Annotated in this window: 18 protein-coding genes and 2 tRNA genes; 5 read left to right on the plus strand and 15 right to left on the minus strand. The window is 48.3% G+C overall.

The window, feature by feature from the left end; all coding sequences use genetic code 11:
- Positions 1-71 precede the first annotated feature (71 nt).
- From WBJ53_RS23755 to WBJ53_RS23765, 3 genes are all read right to left on the minus strand, one after another.
- Positions 72-956, minus strand: coding sequence for an NAD(P)H-binding protein (locus WBJ53_RS23755; RefSeq protein ID WP_338870819.1), 885 nt, complete (start codon positions 954-956; stop codon positions 72-74).
- 93 nt (positions 957-1,049) lie between these two features.
- Positions 1,050-1,967 carry a helix-turn-helix transcriptional regulator gene (locus tag WBJ53_RS23760; RefSeq protein ID WP_338870821.1) on the minus strand — a complete coding sequence of 306 codons (918 nt, stop codon included), beginning with the start codon at positions 1,965-1,967 and terminating at the stop codon, positions 1,050-1,052.
- Positions 1,968-2,059: 92 nt separating this feature from the next.
- Complete coding sequence (locus WBJ53_RS23765) at positions 2,060-2,419, minus strand: DoxX family protein (RefSeq protein WP_338870823.1); 360 nt, start codon at positions 2,417-2,419, stop codon at positions 2,060-2,062.
- Between the two features lie 173 nt (positions 2,420-2,592).
- Between WBJ53_RS23765 and WBJ53_RS23770 the strand changes: the two genes are divergently transcribed.
- Positions 2,593-2,931: a helix-turn-helix domain-containing protein gene (locus tag WBJ53_RS23770; RefSeq protein WP_338870825.1), complete on the plus strand. Its 339-nt coding sequence runs from the start codon at positions 2,593-2,595 to the stop codon at positions 2,929-2,931.
- A 68-nt stretch (positions 2,932-2,999) separates the two neighbouring features.
- Here the strand turns inward: WBJ53_RS23770 and WBJ53_RS23775 are convergent, their stop codons facing one another.
- The gene (locus WBJ53_RS23775; protein ID WP_338870827.1) at positions 3,000-3,773 is read right to left on the minus strand and encodes an SDR family oxidoreductase; all 774 of its coding nucleotides are present in this window, start codon (positions 3,771-3,773) and stop codon (positions 3,000-3,002) included.
- A gap of 72 nt (positions 3,774-3,845) precedes the next feature.
- Positions 3,846-4,310 (minus strand): SRPBCC domain-containing protein, encoded by a 465-nt coding sequence (locus WBJ53_RS23780; protein ID WP_338870829.1) that lies wholly within the window; start codon positions 4,308-4,310, stop codon positions 3,846-3,848.
- Between the two features lie 120 nt (positions 4,311-4,430).
- Here WBJ53_RS23780 and WBJ53_RS23785 point away from each other — a divergent pair, with 120 nt between their 5' ends.
- A complete protein-coding gene (locus WBJ53_RS23785; protein ID WP_338870831.1) occupies positions 4,431-5,411 on the plus strand; it encodes a helix-turn-helix domain-containing protein in 981 nt (326 codons plus the stop codon).
- A gap of 42 nt (positions 5,412-5,453) precedes the next feature.
- Here WBJ53_RS23785 and WBJ53_RS23790 read toward each other — a convergent pair whose 3' ends face one another.
- The 7 genes from WBJ53_RS23790 to WBJ53_RS23820 all read right to left on the minus strand — a co-directional run bounded on the left by WBJ53_RS23790 (position 5,454) and on the right by WBJ53_RS23820 (position 13,975).
- Complete coding sequence (locus WBJ53_RS23790) at positions 5,454-5,885, minus strand: putative quinol monooxygenase (protein ID WP_338870833.1); 432 nt, start codon at positions 5,883-5,885, stop codon at positions 5,454-5,456.
- Positions 5,886-5,915: 30 nt separating this feature from the next.
- The gene (locus WBJ53_RS23795) at positions 5,916-7,490 is read right to left on the minus strand and encodes a Na+/H+ antiporter (RefSeq protein ID WP_338870835.1); all 1,575 of its coding nucleotides are present in this window, start codon (positions 7,488-7,490) and stop codon (positions 5,916-5,918) included.
- Between the two features lie 179 nt (positions 7,491-7,669).
- Positions 7,670-8,671 carry a glycoside hydrolase family 43 protein gene (locus tag WBJ53_RS23800; RefSeq protein WP_338870837.1) on the minus strand — a complete coding sequence of 334 codons (1,002 nt, stop codon included), beginning with the start codon at positions 8,669-8,671 and terminating at the stop codon, positions 7,670-7,672.
- Between the two features lie 233 nt (positions 8,672-8,904).
- Entirely contained in the window at positions 8,905-9,324 is a 420-nt protein-coding gene (locus tag WBJ53_RS23805) for a DUF1801 domain-containing protein (RefSeq protein ID WP_338870839.1), read from the minus strand.
- Between the two features lie 15 nt (positions 9,325-9,339).
- Positions 9,340-11,385, minus strand: a complete 2,046-nt coding sequence (locus WBJ53_RS23810) for a beta-L-arabinofuranosidase domain-containing protein (RefSeq protein WP_338870841.1) — start codon at positions 11,383-11,385, stop codon at positions 9,340-9,342.
- Positions 11,386-11,506: 121 nt separating this feature from the next.
- Positions 11,507-12,961 (minus strand): decarboxylating NADP(+)-dependent phosphogluconate dehydrogenase, encoded by a 1,455-nt coding sequence (gnd, locus tag WBJ53_RS23815; protein WP_338870843.1) that lies wholly within the window; start codon positions 12,959-12,961, stop codon positions 11,507-11,509.
- Positions 12,962-13,246: 285 nt separating this feature from the next.
- The gene (locus WBJ53_RS23820; RefSeq protein WP_338870845.1) at positions 13,247-13,975 is read right to left on the minus strand and encodes an SDR family NAD(P)-dependent oxidoreductase; all 729 of its coding nucleotides are present in this window, start codon (positions 13,973-13,975) and stop codon (positions 13,247-13,249) included.
- Between the two features lie 175 nt (positions 13,976-14,150).
- On the opposite strand from WBJ53_RS23820, the gene WBJ53_RS23825 reads away from it, so the two are divergent.
- Complete coding sequence (locus WBJ53_RS23825; RefSeq protein WP_338870846.1) at positions 14,151-17,468, plus strand: glycosyl hydrolase; 3,318 nt, start codon at positions 14,151-14,153, stop codon at positions 17,466-17,468.
- A gap of 97 nt (positions 17,469-17,565) precedes the next feature.
- Here the strand turns inward: WBJ53_RS23825 and WBJ53_RS23830 are convergent, their stop codons facing one another.
- The 3 genes from WBJ53_RS23830 to WBJ53_RS23840 form a co-directional block, all read right to left on the minus strand.
- Positions 17,566-19,107 carry a sulfatase gene (locus WBJ53_RS23830; protein ID WP_338870848.1) on the minus strand — a complete coding sequence of 514 codons (1,542 nt, stop codon included), beginning with the start codon at positions 19,105-19,107 and terminating at the stop codon, positions 17,566-17,568.
- 170 nt (positions 19,108-19,277) lie between these two features.
- A tRNA-Pro gene (locus tag WBJ53_RS23835) sits at positions 19,278-19,351 on the minus strand.
- A 45-nt stretch (positions 19,352-19,396) separates the two neighbouring features.
- Positions 19,397-19,483, minus strand: a tRNA-Ser gene (locus tag WBJ53_RS23840).
- 168 nt (positions 19,484-19,651) lie between these two features.
- Here WBJ53_RS23840 and WBJ53_RS23845 point away from each other — a divergent pair.
- Complete coding sequence (locus WBJ53_RS23845) at positions 19,652-20,614, plus strand: VWA domain-containing protein (RefSeq protein ID WP_338870850.1); 963 nt, start codon at positions 19,652-19,654, stop codon at positions 20,612-20,614.
- A 51-nt stretch (positions 20,615-20,665) separates the two neighbouring features.
- Positions 20,666-21,361 carry a tetratricopeptide repeat protein gene (locus WBJ53_RS23850; RefSeq protein ID WP_338870852.1) on the plus strand — a complete coding sequence of 232 codons (696 nt, stop codon included), beginning with the start codon at positions 20,666-20,668 and terminating at the stop codon, positions 21,359-21,361.
- Positions 21,362-21,377: the final 16 nt, after the last annotated feature.

The following is a 21,377-nucleotide window of genomic DNA, read 5'->3' on the forward strand; positions in this document are numbered from 1 at the left end:
CTTAAGGTCTTCTTGCTATAAAAAATAAGGGCCGCCCCTTTCGAGACGCCCCTTAAGCCCCTGGTTCTTGCTTAAAAAGCAGCAGCAAATTCGCGGGCAAAATCCTCCAGCTTTACCTTGCCTAAGACTGGCTTATGCTGGTTATAATCGTTCAGCAAATCTCCACTATGCAGGCTGGCTCCTAACTCTACAAAGCTGGCAATTACGTGTGCAGGCAGTCCTCGCATTTCCATCCCCTCCTTCATTTGCTCACTGGTCAGAACAAGCCATTGTAAATCTGGCTTACCAATGGCGGCCCCCAATCCCTGAGCAATCTCGCTAGCCGTACGCTCATCGCTGGCTACATACCGTATGGTTATGCCGGTAGCGGGTTTTAGCAACTCTTCCGCAGCCACAGCCGCTATATCCACAGGAGCAACAAGCACTATCAGATCATCACCGCCATAGTTGGTTCCGATGAAACCAGCGCTTTTAATCATGTCAGTAAATCCGAACAGATTATAGTAGAAATAGCCCGCCCGCAGGTGCGTAATGGCTATGTTGCCGGGCAGCGTATTAAGAATGGTTTCGGCATGATGAGCACCGAGAATAAAGCCCGTGTCTTTATCCAGATGCGCCCCGTAGCTACTCAACAGAACCACCCGCTCCACTCCCGTCTGTGCAATTGCCCGTACGTAGTTGCCGGTAATTCGGCGGTAATACGCTACCTGATCCGTTTCGGCAAAGTTGGGCGGTACCATCGCAAAAATAGCGTTGGCATCGGCATCGGCTAAGGCAGTGGTCAGAAAATTAACATCGTCTACCGACCCAATGGCGGCCGTAGCGCCCAGAGCTTCAATGGCAGCCCGTTTTTCAGAATTACTGCTGATGACCGTTACCGAATGCCCTTTCGAGAGCAACTCCCAGGTCAATGGTTTACCAATATGGCCTAACGAACCCGTTACTACAATTTTCATTGTTATTTCGCTTTTGTTGTTACGCAAAAGTCGATACGCCAGACTTGGTTTCTGTAGTCAAATCTATGCTTGTTGTAGTCGTTTCGGTATGGATCAATTGAACGATTGCCGAAATTCGAGTGGTGACAGATTGGTTTTGTTTCTGAATAATTTGCTGAACGACTGCGAATGCTCAAACCCCAATGTATAGGCAATTTCGCCGACCGACAAATCGGTTGTCGACAGTTTCTCCTTGGCTTTTTCGATCAACTTATCATGAATGTGCTGCTGCGTACTTTGGCCGGTCAGTACTTTTAGCAGAGTGCTCAGATAATTGGGCGATACGTTTAATGTTTCAGCAATAAACTGAACTGTGGGCAAGCCTTTCGTCACTAACTGATCGCTGTTGAAATAGTTGGCCAGCAGGCTCTCCAGTCGATCCAGAATCCGATGGTTCGCAATTTTTCGGGTGATAAACTGGCGATGATAAAACCGGTCCGAATACGTCAGCAGCAATTCCAGTTGGGCAATGATAACCCCCTGGCTAAATTGATCGATGGGCGAATGATATTCCTGCTGAATATTCTGCATGATGTTGACAATGGTTATCTCTTCTTTTTCGGAAAGAAACAGTGCTTCATTGACTGAATAGTCGAAATACTCGTATTGTTTGATGGTTTTGGCCAGCGATGTATTCCACAAAAAGTCGGGATGCACCAGCAACATCCAGCCAGACTGCTGCACGGGCGAGTCCTGGTCGACCTCAATGCGAAGCACCTGACCCGGTGCCATAAAAAACATAACCCCTTCGTTGAAATCATATTCCTGTTGCCCATATTTCATTCGAACATTAGGATTCCGTTTCAGTGCGATGGAATAAAAATCCTTTACCAGCCCCGTTTCTTTTTCAAGAAAATGCGGCATGCTGGCCACGTCGATAACACTAATCTGTGGATGGTCGGGTTTGGGCAACCCTCTGGACTGGTGAAATTCAGCGATGGTCTTAAATCGGCGGGGTCCTGTGTCTGACATGGTGCAACCTGTGAATTTGCTTTAAAATACAATATTCTTCATTTCAGAACTCAGGCCTGTAGCCAAATCTATGCTTGTTGTAGCCATTTCGTTCATTCCGATGCAATCGGTGCTTTTGTAAATCGACCCCAGGCTATAAAAGCGGCCATACTAGCAAAAACAATATTGGCTCCAATGAGCGATGCTTCGCCCCGCATGATGTGAAAAATGCTGGCGCATAGCATAAGAACAAGTATAGCCATCGCCGTTAGGGGCGTCAGGCCCGGCCGAATGCGAAGCAGCGAGGGCAACAGAAGCCCCATAGCTCCCAGAAAATCCACGATTCCGGTAAATTTAACCAGCCCCAGCGGCACCTGACCCGTCCAGGGCCACATGGCCGATAAACTGCCGATCGACTGAAACAACTTCATCCAGGCCGCCCAGACAAAACTGGCCGCTAAAATGAATTGCACAACCCATAGCGTTATATGTATCGTTCGTGAAGATTTCTGTTGATATTCCATTCTGCCGTAATTTTTATGAATGGAACAAAAGTAGTTTGCGTTACTATAGGCAGGAAAGCACTATCCTGGCGGGATAGTACTAGCCAACAGGATAGTAACGCAGACCAGAAACAGGAAAAGAAATGCTGAACGGAGACAGATGCCCCAAAACAATGCTGTCGATTAAGGATGCGTTAGATGCGGTGGAAGGCAAATGGAAGTTGCTGATCCTATTCGCTCTCTCGTCGGGGCCCAAACGATTTACGCAGCTAGCCAAGGAAGTCAATGGAATCACCGATAAAACACTATCGAAGGAATTGAAAAGCCTGGAAGGAAATCAATTGGTGAAACGAGTCGTCTATGATACGTTCCCGCCAACCGTAGAATATTCCATCACGTCACACGGCATGTCGCTGGAGAAAGTAATCGAAGAACTACACTACTGGGGGTTAGCCCATCGGAAACTGATTATCGGGAAATGATTTTTCTTCCCTCAAGACTTCCTTAGTGAGAGGCCCAGCCGTATTGCTGATTTTAGGGGGTAAACGTCTCACATTCCCATCATCGTTCTTAGATTCGGTTCGGTCAGTACACCTTTTTCTGTCACAAACCAGGCATTTCCTTCTTCCAGGGATGGAGGTTGAATAGCCATAGCGACAACACTCGCGGCAACGTCTTCTTTCGTTTGGGGCAGGCTCATTCGGGCTTTAAAATCGCTCTCCGACATACCGCTATACGCAGCATAGGCCGGAATAACAACATCGCCCACGCCGGTATCCTGCATCAGTCGAAATGGAGCAAGAGTCAGAAAACGCAACCCTAGTTTTAGCCGATTCGACGCTTCCTGAGCGTAGTTGGCAAGAAATAGCTGCGTTCGTTTTGAGCCTGCGTACCCTCCCGAAATGGGCGAACCAAACAATGCGGCTCCGCTGGCAATGAACACTACCAGCGTATTGGGTTTAACGGGTGCATTAAGTGCATAATGGGCAATGAGAAAGGCAGCTTTTACATCTGTATTCCAATTTGTGCTGAATGTATCCCAGTCTAACTGTTGCAGAGGTTTATAGGGTGGCATTGCACCAGCGGCCAGCACAACAATATCTGGTTCATCCTGAAAAATGGCCGTAATGGTTGTTTCATCGGTAGCATCGGCCGACAGTGTTTGTATATCCGGCAACAAAGCGGCTACTTCTGCCAGCGACGTTTCATTTCGGCCAACGACTAACAGGGTAGCCCCTGCCTCGACCAATGCATTAGCGATAGCTAGTCCCGTACCACGACTGCCACCGACTACTACTGCTTTTTTTCCATTTAGCTTTTTCATGGCACATTTTGATTGAGTGAATGAAGTGAATGAGAGATTGAGCTTGCGCCAGCAAATCACTCATTCAGTTAGTTAGTTAGCAGGTTGTCCTTCGCCTTTGGTAATCAGGTTGAACAGGCTGTTGCGGATATAACCACCCCAGGCATTTGAGCACGCTCCATAGCATTCTATCTCAGGTTTTAATCCCTCATGTGTAAAACGAAGCTGGGTTTGTCCGCCTTTGTCGGTAATATCGAAAACAACCTGGGTACCTGTCCACTCGCTTTTGTCGCTGATAAAATTCAGACGGCTATCCGTAATGAGCCACACAACTTTTTGGGCAGGAACTATCTCAACTACTTGCTGTCGGGAATAATGCACATCACCGAAACGTACCTCGAACACATCGTTCAGATGCTGAGAGTTTCCTTCCAGGTTCTCAGTCCACCAACCGCGTACGTTATTGATGGCATCGAATACAATGTCTGGGCTTTGGTCGGTCAGCAGAATGGTCGTAAAATCGGATGGAGTCATTAGCGTTGTCGTTTTTGTGTTCATCAACTATGTTTACGAAGGCAAAATTATTGTCTAAACCGGGATTTGAGAGGGTGTAAAATAGACTTTCTAACGGGTTGATCTGGACAAAATCAACCTTTATTTTTACAATAAAAAAAGGGCATGAAACACATTACGATACTTGTCCCTGATGGCCAGAATAACCTGAGCAGCATTGTTGGGGCTTACGAATTGTTTACGGGAGCAAATGCCTACTGGAAGGCCTCTGGCCGGAATGATCTGTTTATGATCGAATTGGCGGGCATTTCGCCCACAATAGACTTCGAAGGCCAATTGTTTACCGTGAAGCCACACACCCACATTGCAGCCATCGCCAAAACTAACCTCATTGTTATTCCGTCCCTGAATCATAATATGCATCAGGCAATGGAGAGCAACAGCCTGCTTATTGAGTGGATTGCCAGACATTATAAGCGCGGTGCCGAAATAGCCACTATCTGTACGGGTGCCTTTATGCTGGCATCGGCCGGTTTGCTGGACGGCCGGGCGTGCTCGACGCACTGGGCGGCAGTGGACACATTCCGGCAACTGTTTCCAACCGTGAATCTTCAGCCCGATCGGCTTATTACGGACGAAAAAGGCATTTACACGAATGGGGGCGCGTACTCTTTCCTGAACCTGTTGATTTATCTGATCGAGAAATATTACGACCGGCAAACCGCCATTTACTGCTCTAAACTTTTCCAGATAGAGATTGACCGGCAAAGCCAGTCAGCCTTTGCCATCTTTACAGGCCAGAAACAGCATAGCGATGAAGTAATTAAAAAGGCTCAGGATTACATAGAAAGCAACCTTCAGGAGAAAATCTCCATCGACTACCTGTCAAATCTGTTCGCCGTAGGCCGACGGAACTTTGACCGACGCTTTATTAAAGCTACGGGCAATACACCCATTGAATATACCCAACGGGTTAAAATTGAATCGGCCAAAAAAGCGCTTGAATCCACCCGAAAAACCATCAATGAGGTAATGTATGAGGTTGGCTATTCCGATGTTAAAGCGTTCCGTGAAGTGTTCCGAAAAATCACGGGTCTATCGCCCATAGAATACAAAACGAAATATAATAAAGAAGCGATGGTGTAAAAATGGGCAACACCATTTCAACAAAATAGTGGTCGCGCTATGCTACATACCCGGCTTTTTGGCCGAACTAATCAGCGTAACGTCAACAAGCTCCAACGACTTAACCATATTGTTTACGGTCTCCTTGTATTTCTTGAAATGAGGTGTGGTTATATGCCGCTTATAGGCGGCTGTATCGGCATAAATTTCAAGGATTGTGATACTCGCCGGATCGTTTTTGTCGGCAACCGCATAATACGTCAATACACCGGGTTCAACGCGAACAGCCATAGTCATTTGCTCTTTTAAAGCAGCGTTGTACACTGCCAGTTGCGAAGGGTCTACTTTAATCTTTGCCAGTCTGACCATCTGCTTTTTTTCTTGTGCCATCGCTTTTTTACCAAAAGAAACCGTCAGTAAAAGCAGTATTACAACTACAGTCAACAATTTGAGCAGATTGCGCTCACCTCTACACGCTGTTTTAGGCAATTCCATATACAAAACCGTTTGTCGATATTAATAACGTTAGCGCAGCAGCAGCCGTTCTTCTTCATGATCGAGGTAATAAAGATGCTTGCGAACAATGTCTTCGTCGAGGGTCATGGTGGTTCGGTTTTTTTCGATCAGCCACTGCCGTTGCCGATCCAGAATATGCCGGTACAGGTCCTTTACATGCTCACTTACATCGGGAGTTCCATTGGCAGATAATCGGTACGAATTTGTCTTGATCAGCTTTTTATAAGCAGGCTGGGCAAGTTCTTCTTCTGTCAGATGTTCCTGCATGTATTGCAGTGCCAGTTCGGCAAACTGTTTCTCAATGAAGGCATCTACCTTCTCCTCGGGCTTTGTGTAATCCAGCTCGGCGAACCCGAAATTCCGGATAAAGAAGGGTAACGTAAGGCCTTGTACAACCAGCGTCAGAAAAATTACAACAAACGTAATGAACAGGATAAGGTCTCGCTGCGGGAAAGCGGTTCCGTTGCCCAGTTGAATGGGAATGGATAAGGCGGCAGCCAGCGAAACTACTCCCCGCATACCTGTCCAGCCCAGTAGCAAGGGCGTTTTCCAGCCCGGATTGCTCGTATCGGCCACGGTGATGAAGTTTCGCATAACCAGCGTGGTAACGACAGCACCATAACAGGATAAAATTCGGACAATAACCAGAGCAACCGTAATCAGCACACCATAGCCAATGGCTTCCCGAATACTGGTGTCGCCTAAACCCGAAACAATCTGTGGCAGATCGAGCCCAATCAGAATAAACACAAGGCCGTTCAGTATGAATGAGATAGTACTCCAGAAATTATAACCCCGAATTCGGGCCTGGCCGCTTAAAAAACCGAATCGGTGGTAAGACATCAGCAACCCACCACTTACGGTTGCCAGCACGCCCGAACTATGTGCTTCTTCGGCCGCAATGTACATGGCATACGGTCCAAGAATAGACAGTACCTGATGAATATCGACATTGTCGGGGAGCACTTTATGAATCTTCATAAACAGCCAGCCAACCAGCAGGCCAATACCCACACCGCCAACTACCATCCACAAAAAACTCAACAGGGCATCCTGCACAACAAACTTACCGGTTGAAACAGCAATTACGGCAAACTGAAAGATAATCAGCGAAGACGCATCGTTGAGCAGGCTTTCCCCCTCCAGAATCGACGACAACCGCCTGGGCACCTTAACAAACTTCATGATGGCCCCTGCGCTCACTGCGTCTGGTGGCGACACAATACCGCCCAGCAAAAAGCCCAGCGCCAGTGTAAAGCCAGGAATAAAATGATAGGCAATCAGCGAAACACTCAACGCCGTTACGAAAACAACCAGAATGGCAAATGAAAGGATAATCCGTCGCCACTTCCAAAGCTCTTTCCAGGATGTCGACCAGGCGGCTTCATACAGCAGCGGAGGTAAAAAGATAATGAAGATCAGCTCTGGGTCCATGTCGAGTACCGGGATACCTGGAATCAAACTAATGACCAACCCTGCCATAACCAGCAATACCGGATACGCTACTTTAATTCGTTGTGCCAGAATGATCAGCAGCACCATGACTAGTGTTGTTCCCAGATAAAACGTAACCTGTTCAATCATTGTCAAAGAAGTAGAATATGACTATCCCCAAAGCAGGTACCAAGGCTGCTTCCGCTTTCCAATATATTGATTTTTGGCTTACAAAGGCATAGGGCAAGGGGCGAAGGGTATAAGGTCAGAAGTCAGAGAAACACATCAACTATCCAAATCCTTTACCCCTTGCCCTATGCCCAACACCCCTAACCCTTGTACGGTTTACCAAGCACCAGCTTATCGCCCGACAAATCGACTTCGAACAGATGCGGCACACGAACAGTACGGCCATTTACACTCTTATGGCTATGCAGCGACATCAGCAGCTTACCATCGAGCGTATGAAACAACATACCATGCCCGTAATTAGGTGGCGTAATGGGGTCTTTTTCCTGAGTCCAGGGGCCATCCAGCGTCCCACTTTTTGAGTAGGCAACACCCTGGGTGTATACATCATAGATCCAGCTCGTCCAGATCATTCCGAGTCGGCCGGTTTGGGTTTGAAACAGGTAGGGGCCATCTGTGACCTTGTTTGGGCGGTCGTTGCCCTTATCGTCTTTCTCGCGGCTCCAGGGCGAATCGCTGGCCCGGAACAACACTTGTCCTTTGCCGATGGTGCCGCTCAGATCGGGTTTCAGTTCAATTTTTTCGATGGTTCCGTTCAGGTTCTGCAACCATTCGTAGCAATACACCATGTAGGGTTTACCGTTTTTATCGACCCAAAACGTGCCGTCCAGCGTAGGCATATTGGCGGGCAGATAGGTAGCATCCGGCATCGGTATATACGGGCCATCGGGTTTATCGCTGACCAGCACGTGGCACGCCCGCCGTTCGATCTCCCGACCGTTGACGGTATCGATTTTGACGGCGCGGTTGGTGAAGGTGGCAAAGTAGTAGTATTTGTTTTTGAAGGGGTGAATTTCGGCTGCCCAGATCATTGGGTTCGGCCCCATCCACGAGTTCGGATCGGTTTTGGTCACCTTGTAGGGGCCATCCCAAAGTTTCAGGTCTTTACTTTTCCAGAGCAGCCCCCCGGTTCCAGTCATGTAATAGAGATTTGTTTGCCGATCAGCCAGAATGAACGGGTCGCTCAACCGAATGGAATCCATCGGAACATTGGTCTGGGCTGAGGGGACTCGATTGCTTTGTGCTTTTAAGGTAAAGGCAAACAACAGGCAGGCTATAAATGGCAAGCAATTGGGTTTCATGGAAAGGATCAAGATTGAGGTGGTGATGGCTTTTTGTTTAAAGAAGGCTGAGAATTGGTTGTAAACGAAAAGTCTTGTGATAGGTCAATTCCGATTGACAGTGAAATACCTGAAATATATAAGTAAGCATAACCCTAGAAGTTTCAATTTCTGGTCAAACCCTTTATTCATCTTCTCCTTTGTGAAATTTTCCTATAAGCGGCACTATGTTTATCCGGACATACATTTAAACATTACGCAGCCAGACCATCTCGTATTGCCGCTTCGAGTACTCCAACGTTTATATCGTTTAGCGTTTTGAACTTAATGCAATACCCGCTCACGCTCGCCTTGCCTATTTCTTTACCATAGGTTTGGGGTAAGTAATTCTTATCTGCGATACCCATGATATAAACAGAGATTCCGGTCGTGTTGGCGCTCATACCAATTTGATAAAACTCTTTGGTTTTACCATTGGCATAGGTTATGGTATAAGATCCATAGCCTATGCTGGGATTGGCAACCGTTTTATTGTCACTGTTTTTACCGTCCAGGAACCACAATTTACAAGCTGGCATAACGTCCAGAATAATGCGATGCAACGCTTTCATCTCGCTATGTTTTGGTTCAGGCTGACTAGTTATATAGTCGTTAATTTGCTCTTGTCCGTTCATATAAAAATAGATGACTCACTTCCCTGTCTCCGGCACCCATACCTTATATGGGTAAACACCGCGATTGCCGAACGCATAGAACGGGATAGCCGTAAACGCTACTGACTTCGCATTCTTATCGGTGGCCTGACCAGTAATTACGTTGACACCGTTCAGTAGTTTGGGCTGAAACGTTAATTTCAGGGGGGTGTTGGCAGGCAAGAGGAGATCGTTCAGGTTGGGATTGTCGATGCCTTCCAGACCGTAGACGATAGGGCCCGATGCCAGCGCCACCTTTCCTTTGATGGTCTCAATTGAATCGTTGGGCGATACAATTCGGGGTTGCATGGGCAGGGCAAGTTCGATGCGGTCGCCTTTTTTCCAGGTTCGGCGGATAGCTGCATATCCGTTCTGTAGCTCCACGGCTATGGCTTTCCCGTTTACTTTCAGCGTTATGGGCTCCCCAACGGCAGACGTGTATAAATTGAACGGATTTTCCTGATTGTGCGCCCAGCCCGGTATCCGCATCTTCACCGTAAATGCCTTGTTCGATGCCGGATCAACTTCAATGATCGTTTCGCCTTTCCAGGGATAATTCGTCACTTGTTTCAGTTTAACATCAGTGCCGGCAACGATCAGGTTGGCCTGACTACCGATGAACAGGTTCACATAGGCGGCATCCTGGTCGTAGGCGTAGATGAACCCCGGCATAGCCGACACCATTTTCAGCAGCATCGGCGGGCAGCAGGGGCAGCTATGCCAGGCCCAACGGTGATGATCGGTTGCTACCAGAGGATTCTCATAGAAGTAATGATCACCCTGAAGCGACACGCTGGAGAGCAGATTGTTGTAGAGCACCCGTTCCAGCTCATCGATGTATTTGCCATCGGCTTCCAGCTCGTTCATGCGCTGGCTAAAAAACGCCGAGCCGATAGCTGCACAGGACTCCAGATAAGCCGATTCGGGCATAAAATAGTTTTTCCCGAATCGTTCACCATCAGCAATGGCCCCTTCGCCACCCGTAATGAACATCCGCTTGCCAATCATGTTGTCCCAGTAGTTATTGGCCGTTTCCACATAGCGCGGGTCGTTGTTTTCAAGCGCCGTTGCGGCTACGCCTGTTGCCAGCAATGTAGCCCGAACAGCATGACCTTCGATGGTCTTCTGCCGAAAAACCGACATGTGGTCCTGATTATACGATTCATCGCTTTTACGGGTATGCTGGCCGTTTTTGTCACCGTAGTTACCCCGATTTTCGATCCAGAACGTCGCGAGTTGGTAATACTGCTTTTCATTGACCGGCACGCTCATCTTCGCTTTCAGCGCCGGATCGTCTTTAAATAGCCAATACAATTTCAGGATGGCTTCTTCGGGGCCGCCGTGTCCGGGGATAACGTTCTTTTTGGGAAACGGCCCCATTTCCTGATACATGAAGTTGCTGAATTTAGTGGCTACGTCGAGCAGCTTAGTTTTGCCCGTGGCATTGTAGTAATGCACAGCCGCTTCGATCAGCATACCGGCATTGTATACATCATGCTGCCACTTATCGTCTCCGCCGTTGGTCCCCCATCGTTGCTCGGGTTTTACCAGTGTTGTGTAGGTGTTCAGATAGCCATCTGGATCAACAGCCTGCGCTGCGGCAATGCGATCGATATAGACATCTATTTTCTGCTCCAGTTTTGGATCGGGGTATTCGGCCAGCAGGTCGGCAGCGCCACGGATCGTTTCATACACCAGTCCATCATACCAGGGCGGTCCGTCGTGCTGGCCCGTGTTTTTCTTTCCCTGCGCTATCAGGTCGAAATTCAGGAAAGCGTTGCGCGTCCGGCCGAGTTTGGCTTTTTCTTCGATTAGATCTTTGCGGTCGGGCTCATAGTTCCCTTCCAGTTTATCGAATACGTCGTATACCGTTCTGGAATCCCAAACCTTCAGCTTCGGGCTCCAGAACAGGTCGTTTACATTCACCTGCTCCAGTTTCAGCGGATGAATGATATGAGTATGTGGCTGAGCCACAGCGAATGGAGCCGACAGACTAACAAAAAGAGCGATGCGGGCGAATTGAGAGCGAATAACGATCATCATACCTAATGAAAGTCTGCTCGTATAAATTTTTAACCTAAGCAATAGAACGCGGTTTATTATGATCCTCACAATACACACTGATGGATCATAATAAACCGCGTTCTATTGCTTAGGTAGCAGTTTAGCTATTATACGCCGTCGATACGGTATCGCCACCTTCGCCCGTCCAGTTCGTATGGAAAAACTGGCCGCGTGGTTTGTCGATCCGCTCGTAGGTATGCGCACCAAAGTAGTCGCGCTGGGCTTGCAGCAGGTTGGCGGGTAGCCATTCGCTGCGGAAACCATCCAGATAGCAAAGCGCCGATGTGAGCGCAGGAGCCGGAATTCCGTTGCTCAATGCAGCCGCACATACACGTCGCCAGCCAGCCTGCGCGGCTTCGATTTTCTCCTTGAAGAAATCGTCGAGCAACAGGTGCGGTAGCTCAGGATTTTTATCGAAGGCTTTTTTGATGTCGCCCAGGAACGCCGACCGGATAATACAACCACCCCGCCACATCAGCGCAATATCGCCGTAGTTCAGTTGCCAGTTATATTCTTTAGCAGCCGCCATAAACAGGTTGTACCCCTGCGCATACGAAATGATTTTGGCGCCGTATAATGCCATTTTCAAATCGTCGAGCAGTTGGGCCTTATCGCCCGAAAATTCGGGCTTGGGTCCGCTGAGTACTTTCGAGGCTTCCACCCGTAAGTCTTTCTGTGCTGACAAAAAGCGGGCAAATACCGATTCGCCAATCAGCGTCAGCGGAATACCCTGATCCAGAGCAGCCGTTCCAGTCCATTTGCCAGTGCCTTTTTGCCCGGCCGTATCCAGAATTTTATCGACCATTGGCGTACCGTCCTCATCTTTATAGGCCATAATATCGGCCGTAATTTCGATCAGATAGGAGTCCAGCTCTTCAGTATTCCACTTTTTAAATACCTCATGCATTTCATCGGCACTCATGCCCAGCAGATCTTTCATAACCTGATAAGCCTCGCCAATAATCTGCATATCGCCATACTCGATGCCGTTGTGTACCATTTTCACAAAGTGTCCGGCACCGTCGCTACCGACCCAGTCACAACAGGGCGTACCGTCGTCTACTTTGGCCGCAATCGACTGGAAAATATCTTTTACATATGGCCAGGCCGCCACACTTCCTCCCGGCATCATCGACGGACCGTGTAACGCACCAATTTCTCCCCCCGAAACACCAGTTCCTATGTATAAGAAACCTTTGCTTTCAACATATTTGGTCCGGCGAATGGTATCGGGAAAATACGAATTACCACCATCGATAATAATATCACCCGGTTCGAGATGTGGGATAATCTGCTCAATAAAATCATCGACGGGCTGTCCGGCTTTTACCAGCATCATCACCTTACGGGGTCGTTTCAGCGAAGCTACCAGTTCTTCGATGGAGTGGGCACCGATAAAGTTTTTTCCGGCTCCCCGTCCGTTCATAAAGTGATCGACTTTCTCAACCGTACGATTAAAAACGGCTACCGTAAACCCTTTGCTTTCCATGTTAAGCACCAGGTTTTCACCCATTACGGCAAGACCAATCAGGCCTATATCTGCAGATTCTGTCATTATGATGTGATTTGTTAGACTATAAATCCTACGTTTTGCTTTAGTAAGAACTGCTTATGGACGCTCCTACTCATTGGTTACCAGACCTTCATTTGTTGTCATCCGTCGTTTTCATTAACGATAGCGAAAAACGGTAGTCCTCTGGCAACGAACTAACACCAAAGCCCCTGGCGTGTAGTAGCCCGCAAATATAGGTACTTCCTGTTCTACAATCCGTTCTATAGTTTGTAAAGAATAGTGAATAGCCCCACCGGTATTGTTCTTCCGGTTAGTTGATTGTTTCCTTTAGCCAACAGGATTCATCCGGCTAAAAGCAGCGTTCAAATCGTCGGGCGTCGCCTTAGCCATTCCCTCACTAAAACCGTACGTTAGTTCGGTTTTTCCTTCTTTTAATTGAGCAAACACCGCGTCGACAAATCCACTTACGGGTGGCGCATGGTCGTGTAGACCTTTACCGCCCAGATCGGTATTCAGAGCAGGTGGAATCACTTCAATTACTTCGATGTTTCGGGGTATCAGCAAATGCCGCAACGAAAGGGTGAATGAGCGAAAAAACGCTTTAGTAGCCGAATAAACTGGCACTTTCGTTAATGGCACAAAGGCCAGACCCGACGTTACGTTCAGAATTGTCGTTAGCGACGGCAGGTTAATAAACAGTGCCGTCAGGTGCAACGGTGCCTCAATATTGACGGTAATTTCAGTCTTCGCCCGCTCAAAAAAATCGCCGTCGGTAATCGACAACCATTGCTGCATTCCGGCATTGTTGATCAACACATTCAGGTCGGGGTGCTCATCGGCAATCCATTGGTAAAGCGCCTGGCGCTCATCGGCCACCGACAAGTCACACGGGCGGGTAATAACGTTGGGTAATCGGTCGGCTACTTCCCGAAGCATGTCTTCGCGCCGACCGCAGATGATTACGGTATTGTTTTCCTGGATGAACCGCTCGGTCAGTCCCAGACCGATACCGGAGGCACCGCCAGTAATCAGGATTTTGTTGTTCGATACATTCATGTGGTTTGTATTGATTGTTATGGAAAATTAGTCATTGGTGTAAACAAACCTAAAAGGTTTCAAAAACCTTTTAGGTTTAGCCCGAAACAAGCAGGAGACAGCAGGTTAGTAATTATTCTGAGTGCCTTTATATTGCTGATGTTCTATCTAATCCTCCTATTTCCATAACCTTATCATGCTGAAAAAATATGTATTGATTGCGCTCCTAACGCCAGCGGCTCTGGCAGTGGTGGCCCAGAATCAGCTCCGCCAGGGCTTTGAAGCTCCTCCCAACAGCGCCAAACCCCGTGTGTGGTGGCACTGGATGAACGGCAACATAACCAAAGAAGGTATTCAGAAAGATCTGGAATGGATGCATCGCGTTGGTATTGGCGGTTTCCAGAATTTCGACGCCAGTTTGTTTACCCCCCAGGTCGTCGCCAAAAAACTGGTTTTTATGACCCCCGACTGGAAAGATGCCTTTCGCTTTACAACTCAACAGGCCGATAAGCTCGGTCTCGAAATGGCCATTGCGGGTTCTCCGGGCTGGAGCGTAACGGGAGGTCCATGGGTAGAACCGTCCGATGCCATGAAAAAATACGTCTGGACCGAAACCCGCGTAACAGGAGGCCAACTGTTCTCCGGCAAGTTACCCCAGCCACCTTCTACAACCGGCAAGTTTCAGGATGTGGGGCTAACCAGTGCAGGCATCATGGGCGGCCCGGCACCGAAACTACCCAACTATTATCAGGATGCACTGGTGATTGCCTATCCACTGCCTCCGCAGGACAAAACACTGGCCGAACTAAAGCCAACCGTAACATCGAGTGGGGGTTCGTTCAATCTTGGCCAGTTAACCGACGGCAATCTAAACACAACCACTTATTTGCCGCCTGCCAACGTAGGCGAAGACACATGGATTCAATATGCCTTCGATAGTCCACAGACTTTTCGGGCGTTCTCCATCGTAGGTGCCAACCATAGTGGTCTTGAAGAGTTTAATGGCGGTCCCGAAAACCGGAGTCTGAAAGTCAGCGACGATGGTGTTATTTTTCGGGAGGTTGTGGCTATTCCGGGCAGTACGGTTCCGCAGAATACGATGAGCATTCCTCCCACCACAGCGCGATACTTCCGCTTTGCGTTCAAAACCTTATCTCCCGAAGCAAATATGTTTGCTGCCCTGATGGGCGGCAAAGCCGAACCAGGCAAACCCGTAGGCGTCAATGTAGCCGAACTGGTCCTGTATCCAACCAGTCGCATCAACCTGTTCGAAGACAAAGCCGGTTTTAGCCCCTGGAAAGAAGAAGCATCCATGCCAACCACAACCGTACCCGATGCTATAGCCAGCGAAAAAATAATTGACCTGACCAGTAAAATGAGTGCAGATGGTAGCCTGAACTGGACCGTTCCGGCTGGTAACTGGGCAATCATTCGGTTAGGCTATTCGCTAACCGGACGTCAGAACCATCCGGCCTCGCCCGAAGCCACGGGTCTGGAAGTCGACAAACTCGATGGTACTGCCGTAAAACAATACATAAACACGTACCTCGACATGTATAAAGACGCCACCGGCGGACTGATGGGTACTAAAGGGCTACAATACATGGTGCTCGATAGTTACGAAGCCGGACACATGACCTGGACCAAAGCCCTGCCCGACGAATTTGCCAAACGCCGGGGCTATGATCTGAAACCCTGGATTCCGGTACTGACGGGCCGGGTTGTTGGTAGTGTAGAAGCCAGCGAAAAATTCCTGTGGGATTTCCGGAAAACCATCGGCGAACTGATCGTTGAAAACCACTACGAAGTGATTGGCGATGCGCTAAAACAGCGTGGCATGAAACGCTATACCGAATCGCACGAGAACAAGCGGATTTACCTGGCCGACGGCATGGATGTGAAACGTAAAGCCGATATTCCGATGTCGGCCATGTGGACGCCCGGCAGCCTGGCGGGTGGAGCCAACGAAGAGGTTCGCAGCGAAGCCGACATTCGGGAAGCTGCTTCGGTAGCGCATATCTACGGTCAGAATCTGGTAGCAGCCGAGTCAATGACCTCAGTCGGCAATGCGTTTAGTTTTCATCCCGAAAAACTGAAACGTACGGCCGATCTGGAAATGGCGTCGGGCCTGAATCGGTTTGTGATTCATACATCGGTTCATCAGCCGCTCGACGACAAAAAACCGGGATTTTCGCTGGGGCCTTTTGGTCAGTATTTCACCCGACAGGAAACCTGGGCCGAACAGGCCAAACCCTGGATGGACTATCTGGGGCGGAGTTGCTACCTGCTACAACAGGGTAAGCCCGTGATTGATGTGCTCTATTATTATGGAGAAAATAACAACATCACTTCGTTGTTTACTAAAAAGCTATCGACTGTTCCGGCTGGCTACGCCTTCGATTATGTCAATGCCACCGCCCTGCTCAACGACCTGCGATTCCAGAACGGTCGGATTGTAGCGCCCAGCGGGCAAACCTACCGCTTGCTGTTACTCGACAGCAGCGCCCGCTATATGACCCTTCCGGTACTGAAAAAGCTAGGCGAACTGGTCAATGCCGGTCTGGTAGTCGCGGGAGCAAAACCAGAGCGTTCGCCCAGTATGCGCGATAATGAAGCAGAGTTCACAAAATTGGCTAATGAAATCTGGCAAAAGCCAACGGTATCGAACCGCCTGGTAGCTGATGTGTTGAACGGTATGGGCATTGATCAGGATGTTGCCATATCTGGAGCCAGAGCGCCCATTCTATACCTACATCGCCAAACTGCGGATGCGGATATTTACTGGCTCGATAACCGGAGCAATACTGCTAATAATGCCGAAATCAGTTTCCGCATAACGGGAAAAGTGCCCATGCTATGGCACCCACAAACGGGCAAAACCGAGCCGGTTTCCTATCAGATCAAAGCAGGGCGGACAACGATTCCTCTTACCTTCTCATCGTGGGAAGCCTACTTTATCGTGTTTGGTGATAAAACTACTACAACGGCCTATACCAAACCAACCGTTACCGAAATGGTTGTTGCCCGGCTTGAAACACCCTGGAAAGTCAGTTTTCAGGAAGGGCGGGGAGCGCCACCAACTGCCACGCTCAACCAGCTAGCCTCCTGGACCGACAACCCCGACGCAGGCATTCGCTATTTCTCAGGTACGGCGACTTACAACAATTCGCTTTCGATTCCTAAACTAGACAAAGCGGTTTCGTATGTGCTCGACCTGGGCGACGTAAAAAACATTGCAGAAGTCGTGGTCAATGGCAAACGCATGGGCACCGTCTGGAAACATCCTTTTCGACTGGATATCACACCAGCACTAAAGCCCGGCAACAATTCGGTGCAGATTGAGGTCACAAACCTGTGGGTAAACCGATTGATTGGCGATGCACAACCCGGCATAACCAACAAAATTACGTTTACCACTATGCCGTTCTATCAGGCTAACTCGCCATTGCTGCCCTCCGGTCTGTTAGGTCCAGTGCAAGTTGTGTCACAAAAGTCTATAGCACAGGGTAAATAAACGTTGTCGACATTGGTAACAAAAACCGCCGGACCCAACTAGCCCGGCGGTTTTTGTTGGCGACCTAGTATGATTGACTTGTCGTATCCATCAGAGTTCAAACCCCTGCCCTGGTCAGCATCTCAACAGCTTCTGTGTCTTTATAATCGCTGGCCAGCTTTTTCAGATGAGTTTTCAACTGCCGGATGATGGTCGCATTTTTGGAATTACTGTATGTATTATGCATCTCATTGGGATCGGTTTTTAGATCGAAAAACTCCCAAGATTCGCCTTTCCCGTAGAAATAAATCAGCTTGTATCGATCTGTTCTGATACCAAAGTGCGGCAATACCCGATGGTCGGCGGGATATTCGTAATAGTGGTAAAACACTGCCTTGCGTCCTTTACCCGCTTTGGGTAATGGTAGAAACGATTTACCCTGCATGTCGGACGGAATGGGCGCACCCGCCATTTGTAGAATAGTTGGAGCAAAATCAGTATTAATAAACAGATCGCTGGTTATTGTACCCGGCTTGATTTTGGGTGGATAACGCACCAGCAGTGGCATATGCATCGATTCTTCATACATAAATCGTTTGTCGAACCAGCCATGTTCGCCCAGATAAAACCCCTGGTCCGACGAATACATAACAACAGTGTTTTCCAACATACCGTATTTGTCCAGATAGTCTAGTACCCGCCCCACGTTGCGATCCACCGACAATACACAACCAAGGTAATCATGCATATATCGCTGATATTTCCAGTTATCAAGCGCTTTTCCGGTCAGATGTTGCTGTTTAAATGCTTCATTACGTGGATCATAATAGGCTTTCCAGGCTTTAAGTTGCGCCGGGTTCATACGTTTAATAATGGGCATAGTATCAATATCGACTTTCAGATCGAGCCCAAGACGCATGGTTGGTGTGGCAAGCTGCATATCCTGATGCTGCGCTGCCAATCGGCCTTCATATGTATCATAAAAAGTCGATGGCATCGGAAACGTTTTTCCATCAAATGCATGCAGGTCCGTGGTATCGGGTAGCCATTCGCGATGGGGTGCTTTGTGACCAATAACCAGACAAAACGGTTTAGAGGCATCGCGTCCGCTTTCGATCCAATTCAGCGCGTCGTCGGTGATCAGGTTTGTGACATAACCATCCCTGCGAACAGTTTTACCATCCATCTGAATAAAATTGGGGCTATAGTACAACCCCTGACCAGGCAGTATCTCCCAAAAATCGAAGTAATGCGGATTTGCTTTCAGGTGCCATTTTCCGATCCAGGCAGTTTGATAACCTGCCTCCTGAAGATATTTTGGAAACATCGGCTGACTGGCATCAAAGGTCGTATAATTATCACGGTGGCCATTGATATGACTGTATTTCCCCGTCAGTAGCGTAGCTCGGCTCGGTGCACAAATTGAATTGGTACAGAACATATTGGTAAACACCACTCCTTCGCGTCCAATACGATCAATGTTGGGTGTTTTAACATACGGACTTCCATAGGCACTAATTGCCTGTAACGCATGGTCATCGGAGAAAATAACGATGATATTGGGGCGTGAAGTCGCCTTAAAATCAACGGGAGCCAGCCGAAAGGCTACCAATAGAATTGGCAGCGCCAGGAAAAAACCTACTTTCGTTAAACGATTCATTATTGTTCAAGTCAGTATTCTTCGCCTTAGGTGCCTACTAACACACACGCTAAAGGGAGTATTTTTATAGAGAATGCCTGAAACAAATGAATCTACTGCCGCCCGGCTGCCAATAGGCAGGGCATAAATAAAAAACCGTCAAATCGGGCTGATTTGACGGTTTTGTGTAGTCGGGGTGGCAGGATTCGAACCTACGACCTCCTGCTCCCAAAGCAGGCGCGATACCGGGCTACGCTACACCCCGAAAGTCGAGCTTTTTAAACTGATCATCAACTTAAAAGCGCTCCTGCGGAGAGAGAGGGATTCGAACCCTCGGTACCGTTACCAGTACGACAGTTTAGCAAACTGTTCCTTTCGGCCTCTCAGGCATCTCTCCGTAGCCGTTCATCCGTTCGCTGGATGATTGGGACACAAAGGTAGAGGGATTTTTCGTTTACAGCAAGAGGTAACCCAGAAAATCTTTTAAGAATTATTATTTTCGCCCCTCCCAAATGCTGCCCTCCGATGTGCAACTCCGTCATCGTCAGGTTAATTATTGCGTTTCATGAATTGGCTGTACTCGTTATCAAAAACTGATTTTTTTTTCATTGGCTTATTTATCGTGCTGTATGGGCTCTATATTTTTCGCACATTCAGCCTGGCTCAGCAACTCAACACGTCGGCCTGGGGAGTTATTCCTAAATTTTTTTTGCGCAGTAGTTATCTCATTTTGCTGTTGATTGCGTTGCTCGGCCCTTCCTTTGGCGAAGTCGATCAAAACACCACCACAACTGGCCGCGATATTTATCTGATCATCGATGTGTCGCGTTCGATGGATGCCACCGATGCGGTACCAACCCGGCTCGAACGGGTTAAATATGGCATTCAGCAACTTTGCGATACCCTGGCAACCGATCGTTTTGGCCTTATTGTAGCCGCCAGCGAATCATTTGTTCTCTCGCCATTAACGGCCGACCATGACGCGCTCAAGCGTTTCGTGCGGGATATTCGCACCCGAAAATCAGATATGGGTGGCACCGACCTCTGCTCAGCTATTGAACTCGCCCGACAAAAATTTCTGACCGATTCTTCAACCTTGCTTACTGCCAAAAGCATTGTGCTATTTAGCGATGGCGAAAATTTTGGAACCTGTAGCCGTCCCGAATTAGCCGGACTTCGCACGGCTGGCATACCAATGATTACGGTAGGCGTTGGTACCGATCAGGGATCATCGATTCGGGAAGGTCACGATTTTATCCGCGACGATGCCGGGCAAATTGTGCGCAGCCAGTTAAACAGATCCTTTCTTCAGGAATTAGCGCTAAACAGTCGCGGGCAATACATCGAATCAACAAACGATGGACAATACGTTCGGCAAATTACCAGCACCCTATTAACCCAACATGGACTTCGCATTGACCAGAATCGGGTATCGGTTTCGTCAAACAAGTACGTTTATTTTCTGTTAGCGGCCCTGATTCTCCTCGCATTTGACGTGATTATAACGGTAAGAACTTTTAGGTTATAAGAGCATCTCAAAGTTTCGCCTTATTTTTGGCGACCGATACGCTATTGACGTATGATCTACTTATTCATTGCGGTCTGGCTCTGGTGGGATACACCTCACTCACTAAATCAGATTTCCCGAAACAATGAGGCTCGTAAAGAAGCTGAAACAGCCTATAAGGCTGGCGACTATACACGTGCCATGCATTTATATGCAAACTTGAGTCGTATTACAACCACTATTGATCCGGGCGTTCGCCTGAATCTGGGCCATACTTATTTCCACCTGAAACGATACAACAAAGCTCGTGCTCAATACGAAGCTTTATTGAGTTCAGATCGTCCTGATTTACGAACCGCTGCGGCTACACAATTGGGGGTTATTGCCTGTTTACAGCAGGATACAGCAAAAGCATTGATGCTGTTTGAACAGGCTTTGCTCGAAAATCCGGATAACGAACCGGCGCGCTTCGATTTTGAATTAATAAAAAAACAGTTTTCTCAGAAACTGCCTGATCCCAAAGCCCATCGGCAACTTTCTGAAAAACAACAGCAGACAACGACCCTGACTCAACCTTCGGGCGGACGAGAGGTCGAGCGATCTGACCGTCAGGACGAACTACTGCATCGTTTTCAACGACTGGATCTGACAGAAGAACAGGCTCTACAGTTACTCAATGCAATGCAGGACGATGATCTGCCCTATGCATTAACACAGTCGGCCCGGCATGCTGCTACCAAAAAGGCAGCTAATAACAGCCGCTGGTAAGTCGACAACTTATTGA

It is taken from the genome of Spirosoma sp. SC4-14, assembly GCF_037201965.1.
Classification (GTDB): Bacteria; Bacteroidota; Bacteroidia; order Cytophagales; family Spirosomataceae; genus Spirosoma.